The 14,571-nt window shown below is 61.6% G+C and carries 16 protein-coding genes and 1 tRNA gene; 4 read left to right on the top strand and 13 right to left on the bottom strand.

Features of this window, described 5'->3' with window-relative positions:
- Window positions 1-38: 38 nt before the first annotated feature.
- The 8 genes from dnaA to GGQ74_RS12175 all read right to left on the bottom strand — a co-directional run bounded on the left by dnaA (window position 39) and on the right by GGQ74_RS12175 (window position 6,586).
- Complete coding sequence (dnaA, locus tag GGQ74_RS12210) at window positions 39-1,568, bottom strand: chromosomal replication initiator protein DnaA (protein WP_167941819.1); 1,530 nt, start codon at window positions 1,566-1,568, stop codon at window positions 39-41.
- 534 nt (window positions 1,569-2,102) lie between these two features.
- On the bottom strand, window positions 2,103-2,339 hold the full coding sequence (locus tag GGQ74_RS12205; RefSeq protein WP_167941818.1) for a hypothetical protein: 237 nt from the start codon (window positions 2,337-2,339) through the stop codon (window positions 2,103-2,105).
- Complete coding sequence (thyX, locus tag GGQ74_RS12200) at window positions 2,332-3,021, bottom strand: FAD-dependent thymidylate synthase (RefSeq protein WP_167941817.1); 690 nt, start codon at window positions 3,019-3,021, stop codon at window positions 2,332-2,334. Before thyX ends, GGQ74_RS12205 begins: the two co-directional genes overlap by 8 nt.
- 15 nt (window positions 3,022-3,036) lie before the next feature.
- Entirely contained in the window at window positions 3,037-4,005 is a 969-nt protein-coding gene (ruvB, locus tag GGQ74_RS12195) for a Holliday junction branch migration DNA helicase RuvB (RefSeq protein ID WP_167941816.1), read from the bottom strand.
- Window positions 4,006-4,620 carry a Holliday junction branch migration protein RuvA gene (gene ruvA / locus GGQ74_RS12190; RefSeq protein WP_167941815.1) on the bottom strand — a complete coding sequence of 205 codons (615 nt, stop codon included), beginning with the start codon at window positions 4,618-4,620 and terminating at the stop codon, window positions 4,006-4,008.
- A 1-nt stretch (window position 4,621) separates the two neighbouring features.
- Complete coding sequence (gene ruvC, locus GGQ74_RS12185) at window positions 4,622-5,137, bottom strand: crossover junction endodeoxyribonuclease RuvC (protein ID WP_167941814.1); 516 nt, start codon at window positions 5,135-5,137, stop codon at window positions 4,622-4,624.
- 12 nt (window positions 5,138-5,149) lie between these two features.
- Entirely contained in the window at window positions 5,150-5,896 is a 747-nt protein-coding gene (locus GGQ74_RS12180; protein WP_167941813.1) for a YebC/PmpR family DNA-binding transcriptional regulator, read from the bottom strand.
- A gap of 84 nt (window positions 5,897-5,980) precedes the next feature.
- The gene (locus GGQ74_RS12175) at window positions 5,981-6,586 is read right to left on the bottom strand and encodes an RlmE family RNA methyltransferase (RefSeq protein WP_167941812.1); all 606 of its coding nucleotides are present in this window, start codon (window positions 6,584-6,586) and stop codon (window positions 5,981-5,983) included.
- Between the two features lie 77 nt (window positions 6,587-6,663).
- Between GGQ74_RS12175 and GGQ74_RS12170 the strand changes: the two genes are divergently transcribed.
- From GGQ74_RS12170 to GGQ74_RS12155, 4 genes are all read left to right on the top strand, one after another.
- On the top strand, window positions 6,664-8,181 hold the full coding sequence (locus tag GGQ74_RS12170) for a glycosyltransferase family protein (RefSeq protein ID WP_167941811.1): 1,518 nt from the start codon (window positions 6,664-6,666) through the stop codon (window positions 8,179-8,181).
- A gap of 109 nt (window positions 8,182-8,290) precedes the next feature.
- A tRNA-Ala gene (locus GGQ74_RS12165) sits at window positions 8,291-8,366 on the top strand.
- Between the two features lie 210 nt (window positions 8,367-8,576).
- A complete protein-coding gene (locus GGQ74_RS12160; RefSeq protein WP_167941810.1) occupies window positions 8,577-9,461 on the top strand; it encodes a DUF4747 family protein in 885 nt (294 codons plus the stop codon).
- Entirely contained in the window at window positions 9,458-9,994 is a 537-nt protein-coding gene (locus GGQ74_RS12155; RefSeq protein ID WP_167941809.1) for a hypothetical protein, read from the top strand. Before GGQ74_RS12160 ends, GGQ74_RS12155 begins: the two co-directional genes overlap by 4 nt.
- Before the next feature lie 111 nt (window positions 9,995-10,105).
- Here the strand turns inward: GGQ74_RS12155 and GGQ74_RS12150 are convergent, their stop codons facing one another.
- The 5 genes from GGQ74_RS12150 to GGQ74_RS12130 form a co-directional block, all read right to left on the bottom strand.
- On the bottom strand, window positions 10,106-10,555 hold the full coding sequence (locus tag GGQ74_RS12150) for a hypothetical protein (protein WP_167941808.1): 450 nt from the start codon (window positions 10,553-10,555) through the stop codon (window positions 10,106-10,108).
- A gap of 255 nt (window positions 10,556-10,810) precedes the next feature.
- Window positions 10,811-11,785, bottom strand: a complete 975-nt coding sequence (locus GGQ74_RS12145) for a tetratricopeptide repeat protein (RefSeq protein ID WP_167941807.1) — start codon at window positions 11,783-11,785, stop codon at window positions 10,811-10,813.
- 17 nt (window positions 11,786-11,802) lie between these two features.
- Complete coding sequence (locus GGQ74_RS12140) at window positions 11,803-12,327, bottom strand: prepilin-type N-terminal cleavage/methylation domain-containing protein (protein WP_167941806.1); 525 nt, start codon at window positions 12,325-12,327, stop codon at window positions 11,803-11,805.
- Window positions 12,296-12,754 (bottom strand): type II secretion system major pseudopilin GspG, encoded by a 459-nt coding sequence (gspG, locus tag GGQ74_RS12135; RefSeq protein ID WP_167941805.1) that lies wholly within the window; start codon window positions 12,752-12,754, stop codon window positions 12,296-12,298. The genes GGQ74_RS12140 and gspG overlap by 32 nt, the downstream gene beginning before the upstream one ends.
- 4 nt (window positions 12,755-12,758) lie before the next feature.
- Window positions 12,759-14,570, bottom strand: coding sequence for an AAA family ATPase (locus GGQ74_RS12130; protein WP_167941804.1), 1,812 nt, complete (start codon window positions 14,568-14,570; stop codon window positions 12,759-12,761).
- Window position 14,571: the final 1 nt, after the last annotated feature.

Below are 14,571 nucleotides of genomic sequence, written 5' to 3'. Positions count from 1 at the left end.
CGGGCCTTTGGGAAGTCGCGTGGGGAGATCGCGGCTAGCTAAAAGCTCTTGATGCGTTCGATGACGTTGTCGAGCTGACGGCCAAGCGGCGTCTGGAGCGAAATCTCGCGTTCAACATTGGTGATGCCCTTGAGCACGGTGGAGTGGCGGCGATTGAACTGGTCGCCAATCTGCTTGAGGCCAAGGTCCGTGTACTTGCGGGCGAGGAAGAACGCCGTGTTGCGGGCCAGCACGATGTTGTGCTTGCGGCTCTTGGAAGACAGCTGCGCGTAGGTCAGCTCGAAGCTGGAACAGATGTACTTGACGATCTTCTGGAGACCGATGGCGCGGGCTTCGCTGCTGATGGTGTAATTCTGGAGAATCTCGGCGGCGAGGTCCATGGTGATGTGCTCACCCAGCAGGCGGGCCTTGAGCACGAGATTCTGGATGCAGCTTTCGATCTGGCGCACGTCGTCACGCAGGTTGTCCGCGAGGTACTCGGACACGTCGCCGGGCAGCACCACCTGATGCATGCGGGCCTTGGAGTCCAGAATGCGGCGGCGGGTGTCGAAGTCCGGCGCGTCGATGGTGGCGAGGAAACCGGCGCACAGGCGCGAAGCCAACTGCGAATCCACGTCCTTCAGCTCGCGCGGAAGGAAGGAGCTGGACATGACGACCTTGCAGCCCCGGTTTTCCAGAGCGTTCAGGGTGGCCAGCATCTCGTCCTGCGCCACCTGCTTGCCCTGCAGGAAGTGCACGTCCTCCAGCAGCAGCACATCGAGGCTGTCGCGGTACTGCGCCTTGAAGCGCTCCACTTCCTTGGCCTTGATGGCGTGGATGAGCTGACGATTGAATTCCTCGGCGGTGGCGTAGCCGACACGCACGCTGGAGCGATTGGAGTGCCCGGCGATCTGCGAGCCAATGGCGTGCAGCAGATGCGTCTTGCCAAGGCCCGGGGAGGAATTCAGGAAAAGCTGATGCGTCGCCAGCTGGTCGCGGCAGATGCCGTTGGCGGCCGCAAAGGCCAACTGGTTGCAGGGGCCGACAACGAAGTCATCGAACCGGAAGCGCCAATTGGTATAGGTAAAGGTCTTGGGCGCGGTCGGCATCAGGTTGGGCAGTCCGAACTGCTCGGCAGCGGCGGCGCGGCCGGTATGCACGGCCGGGGCCACGGGCTGCTGCGCGGGACGTGCCGCATGGGGCGCGCAATTGGCTGCCGCTGCGGCCATAGCGGAGACCACGGCGGCCACGGGCTCGGCGGCCTGCACAGGCTGCGCAGGCTCGCGCCGGGCGGGCGCGGGCGCGGTCATCGCGCCAAGGGACATCTGCTGCGGGCGAACCTTCTGACGCTCGCGCGGGCGCACCTTGATCTCGATGAGGGGACGTCTGCCGAGGACCTGCGTGGCGGCATCGGCGATATCGCTGGACAGCCGATCACTGACCCACGAGGCAACGAAGCTGTTGGGCGCCAGAAGCGTAAGACCGCGCTCGGACATTTCCGCATCAAGGGGCTTGATCCACACCTTGAAGGTACCGGGTCCGGTCGTTTTTGCGAGTATATCAGTTATTTGAGCCCAAGCTTCAGACATGAACATGTGTCCTAGTCAGGTTTCGAGAAAACGGCAACGAGGGATAATATCGCGTTCCCCTTGCGGGTCGTGCGACGTTCTCCCCACGCTAGATTATCTGAAACACACCGTTTTTATTGCACAAATATGGAATCCGCCATGGACTGCCGTTTTCGTGCCCCTGTTTCCGGATGGCGCGGAGCAAGGGACGATGGATGTCATGAAAAAATCATCAACATCTGTGTAAAAAGTTTTCCACAGGTCAAACTTCCATATCGTGCGTTTTCCTGAAGAATTAAATCTTTTTCTGTCACAACCCGGCGAAAATGTCGTCATCTTGGCCACTTGAAGTCTTGACACTGGAAATCCGTCCGTTGGTCAGGGCTTCCGGTCACTTGCCGTCGTGAACAGGCGGGCGAAGATACACACTCGACCGCATCAGCACAACCTGAAATCGCAGGCAAAACGGCGCCTAGGAGGCATTTGCACATGCCTCCTCCACGAACCCTTTGTGGGCAACGCTTCCCGGGCCACCACTCGGCGGCAACCGGCAAACTATGACGTCGGGGTGTCGGCGGGGTCAGGTCCGGACGGATGATCCCCCCGAAGCTCCTCGGGGTAGGGATCGTGGGAATTGCGCGACCAGACATCCTCGCTGGCCCGCAATTCGATGAGGGTGGCCGTGATCTTCTGACCTCCGGCCCACCAGCGGTACTTCTCGTCGCAGTCGCGGGGTATCACCAGCACCCCGGCCTCGTTGACGTAGGGCTTCGCACCCTCGTGTTCAGGCATGCGCCACCTGCTCCAACTCCGACGCCCGCTGCGCGAACGCGGCGATGTCCTCGGCGAAGCGCTCGCGCAGGTCGCCGAAGATGGCAGGAAGCCTGCGGGCGAACTCGTCCAGAAGCGGCAGCATGATCTCGCGGATCTGCGGATGGGCCGGGCCGTCGCAGCGCAGGCGGAACACGTGCCGCCACTCGCGCAGGTTGGCCGTCATGACGATCTCGGTCTTCAGGCTGTTGGGCAGCACGGAGCGCGCCTCCTGCGCCTTGGCACCGGCGTCGACCAGTTGCATGTACAGACGCTCGGCGTGCTCCATGGCCTCGTGCCACAGGCGGTATTCCCCGGTGCCTTCGGCCCAGAACAGCGGCCGGATGACCGTGATCTCGCGGCCGAACTTGTCGCGGGAATAGTTGGCGTAGCGCGTGCTCTCCTGCGAGTATGAGGCGAGGCGGTGGCGCACCAGCTCGTGCGTCACGCCACGGTCGCACACGAAGCGCACGGTGGCCGAGGCGTGCTCGATGACGCTCTCGTGGCCTCCGGCGATGATGCGGCGGATGAAGGCCTCCGCGGAGCCGTCAGTTATCTTGTCCTCGGACTTGTAGCAGACGCGCCCTGCGGCCTCGATGTGGCGCAGGACGTCCGCGCCGTCGGGCATGGCCATGATCTCGTAGGATGCCGGAACAATTCTCATTGCGAAGCTCTATCCCTATCTTTCGAAAAGTTTCATGTGGGCGTAGGCCTTGGCGGAGGCCACGCGGCCGCGCGGGGTCCGCTTCAGGAACCCGCACTGGATGAGGTACGGCTCGTAGATGTCCTCGATGGTCCGCACCTCTTCGGAGCACGCCACGGCCAGCGGCTTCACGCCGACCGGGCCACCGCCATAGTGATTGATGATGGTCGAGAGGATCTTGCGGTCCATGTAGTCCAGCCCCTGCTCGTCCACATCCATGCGCGCGAGCGCCTTCTCGGCCAGTTCCACGGTCACCACGCCCTCTCCGCCGACCATGGCGAAGTCGCGCACGCGGCGCAGCAGACGGTTGGCAATGCGCGGCGTACCGCGCGAGCGGCGGCCGATGATCAACGCGCCCTCCTCGGTGATGGCCACGTCGAGGATGCGGGCCGCGCGAGTGACGATGCGCGCCAACTCCTCCGGGGAGTAGTATTCGAGGCGATTGATAACCCCGAAACGATCGCGCAGCGGCGAAGTCAAAAGGCCGATGCGGGTGGTCGCCCCCACGAGGGTGAACGGTTCAAGGTCGATCTTCACCGTTCGCGCACCGGGCCCCTGTCCGATGACGAGGTCCAGCTTGAAGTCCTCCATGGCGGGATAGAGAATCTCCTCCACGGTGGGCGGCATGCGGTGGATCTCGTCGATGAACAAAATGTCGTAGCGCCCGAGGTTGGTCAGGATGGCGGCGAGATCGCCGCTACGCTCCAGCACCGGGCCGGAGGTCGACACGAGGTTGACCCCGAGCTCCGAGGCGATGATCTGGGCCAGCGTGGTCTTGCCGAGGCCGGGACTGCCGTAGAGCAGCGTGTGGTCCATCGCTTGCCCGCGCTCGCGGGCGGCGGCGACGAACACGCGCAGATTCGCGCGCAGATCATCCTGACCGATGAAGTCGTCGAGCGCGCGTGGGCGGATGCTGTCATCCGGACGGCAGAGTTCCTGATCCATCTAGTTCGCCTTGCCTCGGGAAATCCTCTTGAGCGCCTCGCGCAGCGCCATCGCCACGTCGAGACCGGGTTCATCGGCGAAGACCTTTTCAAGGACTTCGCGCGCTTCGGCATCGTCATACCCCAAATTGACGAGACCTGCCAGCGCATCACGAAAGACGGAAACCGCCCGGCCGTCGAGGTCCGGGAGGGTCTGCGCCATGCCGGACGCGGCTTCGAGCTTGTACTTCAGTTCCACGAAGATGCGCTGGGCGCTCTTCTTGCCGATGCCGGGGACCTGCACCAGCGGGGAATAGTCGTCCGACAGGACGATGCGCCGCAGGTCGTCCGGGGAGTACTGCGACAGAATGGCCAGCGCGAGCTTCGGCCCGACCTTGGTGATGGACAGAAGCGTCTCGAAGGTGGAGCGCTCGTCCCAGGTGGCGAAGCCGTACAGCTCCAGCGCGTCCTCACGCACGATGGTCATGACGAAGAATTCGGCTTCGCTGCCCGTGGGGCCAAGGGCCGCCACGGCGGGAAGCGTAAGTCCCACGAGATAGCCGACACCACCGGGGGTCAGCACCACGCAGGCGGATTCGGTCTTGGCGGCCACGATGCCCTTGACGAATGCGATCATTCTAGACTCCGGCAAGCCGCCGCATGCGGCGCATGTTGAGGTGACAGACCGCTATGCCCAGCGCGTCGCTGGCGTCCACCGCCCAATCCGGCTGTCGCACGCCGAGCACCTGCGCCACCATGAACGCCACCTGCGACTTCTCGGCGCGGCCGTTGCCCACGAGGGTCTGCTTGACCAGCGTGGGTTCGTATTCGCTCACCGGCAGCCCGGCCACGGCGCACGCGGCGATGGCCGCGCCCCGCGCCTGCCCCAGCTTGAGCGCGCTCATGACGTTCTTGGAGACGAACACGTTCTCGATGGCGGCCTCGTTTGGCTGGAAGCGCTCGATGAGTTCGGTCAGCCCGGTGTGGATGCGTCCCAGACGCACCCCAAGGTCCGCGATGGACCCGACGCGCAGCGTGCCAGCCTCCAGAAGCTGCAAGCAACCCGAGGCCTCGCGCACAAGGCCGTAGCCTGTCACGCGAGACCCCGGGTCGATTCCAAGCACGATCGTCTCGTTTGAGGATGCTCCGTGCATGATGCCTCGGGGCTAGCCTTCGTATTCCTCGAAGGCCTCGTCCGGGACATTGCCGTTGTGGTTGACCTTCTGGACGTCGTCGTTGTCGTCGAGCAGGTCGATGAGCTTGAGGAGCTTCAGGCCGGTGGCCTTGTCAACGTCGATGTTGTTCTGGGCGAGCATGCTCATCTCGACGCTCTCGGGGGTAAGGCCAGCAGCTTCGAAGGCCGCCTGCACCGCCGAAAAGTCCTCGGGAGCGGTGCGCACTTCCCAGGCATCGCCGTCGTCATTCACGTCCTCGGCACCGGCTTCGAGGCCTGCTTCCATGATCTGTTCCTCGTCGAACTGATCCTTGGGGAAGTAGATGGTGCCCTTCTTCTCGAACATCCAGGACACGCAGCCAGCCTCGCCCATGCTGCCGTTGTTGCGCGACAGGATGTGGCGGATTTCGGCGACGGTGCGGTTCTTGTTGTCGGTCGCGGCTTCCACGAGCAGGGCCACGCCGCCGGGACCGTAGCCCTCGTACACGACCTCGAACATATCGCCGCCGGCGAGTTCGCCTGTGCCTTTCTTAATGGCGTTGTCGATCTTGTCCTTGGGCAGGTTCACGGCCTTGGCGGCCTGGATGGCTGCACGCAGACGCGTGTTGCAATCGGGATCTCCACCGCTCTTGGCGGCAAGGATGATTTCCTTGGCGGCCTTGGTGAACATCTTGCCGCGCTTGGCGTCCTGGCGGCCCTTTCTGTGCTGAATATTATGCCATTTACTATGACCCGACATACGTGTCCTCCGGCTCTTTTCGATGTGTAGTGAGTCTTCGGGATTATGAATCGCAAAGACCGGCCGTGATGGCCGGTCCTCGTCCTAGGCGTCTTTGGGAATGCCCTTAAACTCCATGCCCACGAAGAAGATTTCCTTCGATTCGGCGCGGGAGCTCTTGGGCTTGAAGGTCTTGACCGACGCGAAATATGTGCGGAGCATATCCGTGTAGGCCTTGTCGTCCGGCCCCTGGAACACCTTGACCACGAAGTGCCCGCCCTTTACCAAGGTTTTGCAGGCGACCGCAAGGGCTTCCTCGGCCAGATTCATGGACCGGGCCTGATCGGTGAACTTGTGGCCCGTGGTCTTGGGTGCCATATCGGAAATGACCATGTCGAACGGTCCCACGGCCTGAATCTGCGCCTCGAACTCGGGAGAGCGCTCGAAAACGTCCTCCTGATGGAACGAAACGTTGGGCGGAAAGCTCGTTTCCGTGGTCTGGATATCCGCGGAGAGCACGAACCCCTTCTCGCCCACGCGCTCTGCGGCGTACAGCGTCCACGAACCCGGCGCAGCGCCAAGGTCCATGACCTTCTGCCCCTCGCGGAACAGATGGAAACGGTTGTTCAGCTCCTTGAGCTTGTAGACCGAACGCGCGGGATAATTCTCGCGCTTGGCCTTGAGGAAATAATGATCGCGGTACTTTTTCATGACTGTATCGCCTGAAGTGTGACATCTATTAACAGGGGAATCGCCCCCGCACAACCCGACGAAAATGGACCACCCACATGCCGCAACGACCACGGCGACTGCGCATAGAAACGGAACTAGGCAAATTGCAGACCCTGCCCGACGGCAAGCGCGAACTGGCGCACATGCCCGGGCCGGGAGACGTCCTCGTCCTCGGGATCGGTCCGGACCCGGCCTCTCTGGCTGGGCTTCTTCCGGCGGGAAAGGCGGTATACGTCATTGAGGCCCCTCTGTTCAAGTCACAGATGAGCGATGCGTGGCATGAATCCGTCCCCTCGCAATGGAATATCATTTCAGAAGACATGCTTGACGATGCCACAATCATGGATGCGGACATCGTGCTCTACCGGCCGGGACTGCGTTTCTTCCCGAGCTTCTGGGGGCCTCTCGTGGCCCGCTGCCGCTGGCTCAAGACGCTGGCCTCCGGCTCCGCAGAACCGCGCCGCTACGCCGTCATCCCCGGCACGGACGCGGACCTCCTCGTGCCCGAGGTCTGCGACGCACTGGAGCGCTGCGGCCTGCGCACCCGGCGCATCCACCCCCGGCAGGCCGTGGCCCTCATGCCGCACCTGCTCGTCAGCGAGCGCCCAGCGCTCTTCTTCAGCGTGAACTTTCAGGGGCTCGACGCCTATGGCGAGCTGTACCACCTGCTGCGCGCCGCCGGGGTGACCGTGGCCACGTGGTGCGTGGACAATCCCTTCCACCTGTTGAGCGGCCTACGCTCCCCCTACTGGCGCGAGATGCCCCTCTTCGTCACCGACGCGAGCTTCATCCCGCAGCTCGCCGAACACGGTGCGACGAACGTGCACCACCTGCCGCTGGCCGCATGGCCACAGCATTTCGCCGCCCGCGCCATGGACGCCACGGACCACGGCCTGTCCTCGCGCATGGTCTTCGTCGGCCGCTCGGGATTCCCGAATCGCGACAGCTTCTTCGCGGGCTGCGCCGTGCCGCCGCTTTTGAGCGCCAATGCAACGGACATGATCGCTCGCGGCGAACGCCCGGACTTCCGCTGGTGGCTCGAAGGGCTTGGCATCCAAAGCCTGTGGCCCGGAAACGAGGTGCGAAACGCCGGATTCGGCGCGGAGACGGCCAGCCTCGAACGGCGCGTGCACTGCCTCATGGAGGCTTCGCGCCTGCCGTTGACCGTCTATGGTGACGAGGACTGGAAAACCCTTCTGCCGCGCGCCGTGGAGGTGCGCCCCGTGGTGGACTACTACACGACGCTGCCGTCCATCTACCGGCAGGCGGCATGGACGCTCAACGTGACGAGCCTGCTCCTCCCGGCGGGCCTCACCCAACGCCATTTCGACGTCTGGGCCAGCGGCGGATTCCTCATCACGGACAACAGCCCCGGCCTGTCCATCTTTCCAAAGGAACTGACGCAGCATATCGCCTTCGACCGCCCGGAGGACATCGCCCGCATCGCAGCCGACATGCGCCCCGGCACCCCGCGCCGGGACGACCTGCGCCGTGCGTGGCAGCATCTGATTCTCACCGAACACACCTACGAGCACAGAATGCGCCACACCCTAGACATCCTCGCGCTGGCGTGAACACGCACCACGCCGGACCCAAAACGTTTTTTCGCCAAAACCAAACTTTTCCCCTTGCAAGTCTCTGGGGACAGGGGTAACTAGTTCTTCCCGTTCGACGGGAACACATGGGGATGTAGCTCAGTTGGGAGAGCGGCGCGTTCGCAACGCGTAGGTCGTGAGTTCAAGTCTCATCATCTCCACCACAGCACGCAAAAGGCGCAAACCGCAAGGTTTGCGCCTTTTTTCGTTGACACAGGCTTCCGCCCTTGTATTGGGTCAGCAGTCTAATAGACACTTTATAAAGAAAAACCACATAACAACCTTCAAATTTCGCACTCGAAATCAAAAAATATATTATACACGTTGATTTCCGAATGACTTCGGCATACTCGATAAAAAAATTGGAGGCCAAAGTGAGTCGCTTAAACAAATTGGAAATCGCTGTTCTAAATATAACCACTCACCCACATTCGCCAGAACGGTATCTAGAATTATTTAAGGATGCGTTCAACCTTAAGTTGCCAATAAAATATCGTGGACCTGAATATCTGCTTCTTGGCCGCCATTGGGATATTGAGAATGAACAACCTTTGACAGGTATCCACGGTGTGCTGTTCAAATACATCGACCTTGATTTGGCTGGCGCATGGCTCGACCTTACACTAATTGAGCCTATCAAATCGGAAGATGGAAGTCCGATCATCCCAATACCAGAAGACCTTAAACCTAATTGTCAAGCAACCCCTTTTGTCTTTTTACCTGATGGTCATAGACTCTTCTTCTTTACCTTTCATGAGCAGAAACGATTCTCACCTGCGTTAATAGCCAAATCGCTCAGCGCTCTTTTCAACAACAAAAGCCTTGTTGAAAAATACGGAGAAGTCTCCGTAACAGCTGAATCTTCGGACGAAACAATCACCCAAATTCTTAACATTCCAAACCTAACGAAACTAAGTATCTCAGTAACACTACCAAACAGTGATGACCTGTCAAAAAAAAAGGAAGCTGCTCTTGCCCGAATTAAAAGGCAAAATGCAAAACGCGCGATTCAAGAATACTCTGGGAATAAACATGATGGCCTAAGGCCTGACGATGAAACAAGGGCCCTAATGGAACTGGCCAAATCAAATGGATATATCAAAGCAGAGGGTTATCGTGAACAAATCAAAGTCACAGAGTCAACATCAAAGCATCCTGTACTCATTCTAGACAGATACGATCCCACACAGAACGCGCCTTTGACACGACTCATTTCAATAGCCAAAGCCCACATCCCTCGTTTTACAGGCAGACAATGAAAATACTTGATTACTTTCGGCAGTTCTTCTCTGGGCCACTAAGATCGCTAGGCATCTACTGGGAAGCGTATGGCGGTTTCCGAGAGCTCTGGAAATCCCCATACCTATTGCTCGCAATGTTGACTGCAATCCCTGCGACATACTTGCAACTAAAGCCTTCCCCTTGGGATTGGGCTGCCGAAGTAATCAACATTTTACCTGATATACTAGGCTTCTCTCTCGGCGGATATGCAATGCTTGTCGGCTTTGGAGACAAAGATTTCTTGGCGGCAATGAGAGGCCGAAACGAAGATGGAACGCCTTCTGTTTATATGGAAGTTAATGGTGCCTTTGTACACTTTATTGTTGTGCAAGCAACCGCACTGATATTCGCCACTGTTTCAACCGCGCTTGGGTTATCTCATTTCATTATAATTGCCTTTTGGGGAATTTTCCTTCTCTTCTATGCACTTGGCACGGTAATTTCGACGACCCTAGCAGTTCTCAACTTCGCCGACTGGTTCGACGAAGCCAAGAATCTTGAGGACGATTAGCCAAGCCACTCTCTCAACATCCCCCCCCCGCTCTATTCTGTCACACACCAACTATATTTCGGCAGCTTTTTATTAATTCTTAATTTTAGAATCATCCCTTCCCCTCTCCCCCTACGCATTCCCCCCAAACGGTCCATCGCGGATGTCATCGAAGGTGGACTCGATGAATTGGGCGTAGTCTTCGAGCCAGTAGCCGACGATGTAGCATTCGAGTCCCTTTCCCCTGATGATGAAGACCCGCCACTCTTCCTTGCGGCCGAAGAGTTTCGCATGGAGCAGCGCGCCCACGCGGTACAGGAAGAAGACGCGCATTTCAGACGGGTTGATTCTTCGGCTGCGGAACCACTGTCGCAGGACCACGCCATCATCGTCGACGCGTGCGCCGATGACGAAGGGCGACATGAGCGCCAGCATGAACACGAGTATTGCGACCATCACTGCGGCCACCCACCACGGGGCCGACAGGAACGCCATGCATGTCCCACCAAGCACCCCCAGCGCCACCACACCCGCCGCGCCGACTCGCAAGCGGCCATACCGGGTCAACCCATATTCCCGCATCGTCCCTCCTGTCCTCGGTTACGACTTCTCGACAGCGCCCATGGCGCACGCATGTCCGCACTCATCGCCCCCACACCATGCGCACACGCTCCACGATAGGCGATTACATCCATTTCATCAATCTACACATATAACAAACTCCAATGTTCTTGGGATGTTCACTCGCTCCCCCACACATCACAACAAAAAAGGGGCGGACCGCATGGCCCGCCCCTTTGATCGTTCGAAAGGAATGCTGGAAACGTCGAGACGCCGCTACATGCGGTCCCGGTATGCCTCGTACTGCTGGCACAAGCCGAGGTCGCAGGCCCGCTCCAGATCGCTCAGGCCGCGCTGGCGGTCGTCCATGGTCATGCGTAGCGCTCCGCGATTGGCGTAGGCCTCGGCGAAGTCCGACATGCGGGCGATGGCGCGGGTGTAGTCGTTGATGGCCAGCTCGAACTTGCAGTCGCGCTCCAGCGCCAGCGCACGGTTGAAGTAGTAGTGCGCGCGCTCGGGGCGCTTGCGGATGGCCTGCGTGAACAGGGCCACCGCCTTGCCGTAGTCCTTCGACTCCATGAACGTCACGCCCCGGTTGTTGAGGACATCCGCGTTGTTGGGGTCGAGCTTCAGGGCGCGGTCGAAGTCGCTTCCGGCTTCGCCGTACAGGCCCATCTGCAACCACTGGCCGCCCCGGTTGGCGTACGCCACCGCGAGGCGCGGGTCGATCTTCAGCGCGTGGGTGAAGTCCTCCACGGCGATGCCCGGCTCGTTCAGCCGCAGCCACGCCATGCCGCGATTGTTGGCCGCCATGCCCATCTTCGGATCAAGGCGCAGGGCTTCGTCGTTCTCGCGGATGCACTCGTCAAAGCGCTCCAGCGCGAAGAGCGCAAGCCCCATGTTGAAATGATGGGCCGCAACGTCCGGGGCTTCGGCGATGGCCGCGGCGAAGTCTTCCTGCGCGGCCTTGAAGTTCCCCGCCGCGAGGTTCGCGACGCCCCGGTTGTTCCTGTCCACCGCCGAGGCCACGCCTGCGGCGACGAGGCCGTCATAGGCGGCCAGCGCATCGGCGGCATTGCCCTTCTTCCAGTCGGCGACGGCCTTGGCGCGCATGGCCGCGACATCGGAATCGACGGGCGCCACATCGGGCGTCTTCCTCGCGGAGCACGCGGCAAGGCACGCCGCCAGCGCGACAAGAACCAGAATCCGCGCAACGCGCGCACTGCGCATCCGATGATCCGTCATGCTCATTCTCCCCTCCATCGGGTTCAATCCTTCAATGCTTGTGTAAGATCATATTCCGTGCGGTGAACCTCCAGCCGGGCATTGAACGGCTTGACCCGTAGCCAGAGGGAGCGCTCGCCGTCCTCGATGCAGACGACCGCAGGCGGCGTCAGTCCCATGGGACGAAACTCCAGCGTGACCAGTCCCTTGTGGAAACGCCCACGGGACTCGGCCTCGATCCACAGGAAACGCAGACCGTCCGGCAGGGCGTACCTGCGCACGTCGCTTCCGCGTTCGCTACCCTGCGCGAGCGGCTGAATCCAGTATCCGCTCTCCTCGATGTCGCAGGTCAGGCCCCATGGCTCGCCGGAGAGCATGGCTCGCGAACGTGCGCTGGACATCGCGCCCGAAAGGCGGCTGGCTGCGGCGTCGAGATCCGTACGGAACGTGTCCGGTGCCAGCCGTGGCGCAACCATGCCCATGCACAGCCCGATGACGGCCACCACGACCATCAATTCGAGCAGCGTGAAGCCCCGGCTACTGGAGCTGCCAGTTGCCCACGTCGGCATCGTTGCCCTGCCCGCCTTCCTCATTGTCGCCACCGTAGGAGATGATGTCGAACTTGCCGTGCTCTCCCGGAGAGAGGTAGATGTAATCGCCGCCCCACGGGTCCTTGGGAATCTTCGAAATGTAACCGCCGGAGGGGTACTCCCTCGGGATGCGGCCGACGGACGGCTTGCTCACCAGCGCCTGAAGCCCCTGCTCCGTGGACGGGTAGAATCCGTTGTCCAGATAGAACTTCTGCAAGGAGGTGGTCAGGCTCTCGATCTGCATCTTGGCCTTCACCACACGCGCCTTCTGCGGCTCGTCCATAAGCTGGGGCACCACCAGTCCGGCGAGCACGCCCAGAATGACGATGACCACCATCAGCTCGATGAGGGTGAAGCCCCGCTGCGCCCTGCGGCGCAGACTTTCCACGCTATTCGCTCTTTCCATAGGATCAAAACTCCTTGTTCCATGCATTCCCGGCCTGCTCCTCGTCCGTGCGCACGTCCAGACGGTAGACGCCGTCGCCATGACGCACCACGAGATGATCACGCCCAATACCTTCAATGCGCATCCCGTCGTCGAGCATGTCGCCCTCCACGAGGATGCGGTCGTCAACCACGGCCATCCTGTTGGACGGCACGGGATCCCAGACCAGCGCGCCGACGCGGTGCGCCGCCACGGCGGGATCGTCGGCAGCCGGGAGAAGGCCATCCCCCGCCTCTGCCTCGTCCGCCCTGCCAGCACCCATGCCGGACACGTCAACTTCCTTGAAATTCGCATCCTGCCCGGAACGCGTGCCGTCTGCCGCGTCCGGTGCGCCTTCGCCTGTCTCGGGTGCGGCCTGCGCGAGCGTCATGTCCGAGGCATCCTGCGTAAGCGAGGCATCCCGCCCAAGCGGGGCATCCTGCCCGTCCGACGAATCCGCCTGTGCGGAGCGCTCGTCGTCGCCATCAGCAGAGGCAGCGTCACCAGCATCGGCAGACGCCTCATCCGCACCCATGGCCCGGTCCTGATCGCCACCGAGAGCGCCCTCTCCTTCATCGAGGTCGTCGTCAGCGTCATCGACACCCACGCCCCCCTCGTCTGCGGATTCCGAAGAGGCATCGACTCCCGCCCAGTCCTGCGGAGCAAAATCCTCCGCTCGCGGGGCGAATGACGATGCGCCGTCCGCCATGGCGTCGTCCACGCTCTCCTGCGCCACGGCTGCGGAGTCCACCGCAGCGGCCACGCCGGAGAGGGCCTTGGTGGGCGAGGCGACGACCTGCGCCGGAACGGACGCCGCATCGCCCCTCATAAGCGCCGCGATGTCGCCCAGTTCGGGCCACGAGGAACCGCCGTCCGAAAACTCCCACGCCGCCGCGCCAAACGCCAGCACGCCGAGAATGGCCGCACAGGCCACGCCGGAACGCACCCTGCGCCGGGTCCGCGACCGGGCACCAAGCACGCCCGCGTACATGGCATCACGCTCCATCTCGCGCACCTGCGCAGGCGTGACGCGCCCCCGTCCGGAGAGCAGCGCGGCGTCCAGCGCATGCGCGCAGACATGATTGATGAGCCGCGGCAAACCGCCCGTCATGCGCCACACCTCGCGCAGCGCTGCGGACTGGAACACGTCGAGGTCGGGATACCCGGCCTCCTCCAGCCGATAGCGTACGTAGGCGGCACAATCGGCGCGGGACAGACCACGCAGGCCCTCGCGTACGCCCATGCGCTGATTGAGAGCCTCCAGCCCCGGCTGGCGCAAAAGATCAAGCATCTCCAACTGGCCGGCAAGGATGAGCTGCACCAAGGGCACGTCGCCCTCGCGCAGGTTCGACAGCACGAGCAACTGCCCAAGTAGCGCGCGGGACAGCAAATGCCCCTCGTCGATGAACAGCACCGGAATGCGCCCCGCGCGGTACAGCTCGCGCAGACGGTCCGTCAGCACATCCATGCACGCGGCGGCAGAGGAACCGACCGCAACGCCGACGCCAAGCCCCTTGCAGATGACGCCCAGTTGCTCCTCGGCCGTCAGAAAAGGGTTGCCGAGTTCGACGAACAGGCACTCCTCGGGAAGATTGCCCTTCACCCGGCGGCAAACCGTGGTCTTGCCGCTGCCGATCTCGCCGGTCAAGAGCATCAGCCCGCAACGGTTGGCGACCCCGCGGCAGATGCGGCGCATCGCTCCCTCGTGCAACGGGGAGTTAAAGAAGAATCCCGTCCCCGGAATGTTTCCGAAGGGATTCGAGAAGGCCGAAGCCTCGGACCGCGCGCCGACGCTCATC

This window comes from Desulfobaculum xiamenense, from assembly GCF_011927665.1.
Classification (GTDB): Bacteria; Desulfobacterota; Desulfovibrionia; order Desulfovibrionales; family Desulfovibrionaceae; genus Desulfobaculum; species Desulfobaculum xiamenense.
This window is presented reverse-complemented; position numbering and strand designations above follow the sequence as displayed.

Coding starts and splice junctions, on each gene's coding strand:
- dnaA (WP_167941819.1), bottom strand. CDS start 1,568: ATGTCTGAAGCTTGGGCTCAAATAACTGATATACTCGCAAAAACGACC.
- GGQ74_RS12205 (WP_167941818.1), bottom strand. CDS start 2,339: ATGCCTGAACACGAGGGTGCGAAGCCCTACGTCAACGAGGCCGGGGTG.
- thyX (WP_167941817.1), bottom strand. CDS start 3,021: ATGAGAATTGTTCCGGCATCCTACGAGATCATGGCCATGCCCGACGGC.
- ruvB (WP_167941816.1), bottom strand. CDS start 4,005: ATGGATCAGGAACTCTGCCGTCCGGATGACAGCATCCGCCCACGCGCG.
- ruvA (WP_167941815.1), bottom strand. CDS start 4,620: ATGATCGCATTCGTCAAGGGCATCGTGGCCGCCAAGACCGAATCCGCC.
- ruvC (WP_167941814.1), bottom strand. CDS start 5,137: ATGCACGGAGCATCCTCAAACGAGACGATCGTGCTTGGAATCGACCCG.
- GGQ74_RS12180 (WP_167941813.1), bottom strand. CDS start 5,896: ATGTCGGGTCATAGTAAATGGCATAATATTCAGCACAGAAAGGGCCGC.
- GGQ74_RS12175 (WP_167941812.1), bottom strand. CDS start 6,586: ATGAAAAAGTACCGCGATCATTATTTCCTCAAGGCCAAGCGCGAGAAT.
- GGQ74_RS12170 (WP_167941811.1), top strand. CDS start 6,664: ATGCCGCAACGACCACGGCGACTGCGCATAGAAACGGAACTAGGCAAA.
- GGQ74_RS12155 (WP_167941809.1), top strand. CDS start 9,458: ATGAAAATACTTGATTACTTTCGGCAGTTCTTCTCTGGGCCACTAAGA.
- GGQ74_RS12150 (WP_167941808.1), bottom strand. CDS start 10,555: ATGCGGGAATATGGGTTGACCCGGTATGGCCGCTTGCGAGTCGGCGCG.
- GGQ74_RS12145 (WP_167941807.1), bottom strand. CDS start 11,785: ATGAGCATGACGGATCATCGGATGCGCAGTGCGCGCGTTGCGCGGATT.
- GGQ74_RS12140 (WP_167941806.1), bottom strand. CDS start 12,327: ATGCCGACGTGGGCAACTGGCAGCTCCAGTAGCCGGGGCTTCACGCTG.
- gspG (WP_167941805.1), bottom strand. CDS start 12,754: ATGGAAAGAGCGAATAGCGTGGAAAGTCTGCGCCGCAGGGCGCAGCGG.
- GGQ74_RS12130 (WP_167941804.1), bottom strand. CDS start 14,570: ATGAGCGTCGGCGCGCGGTCCGAGGCTTCGGCCTTCTCGAATCCCTTC.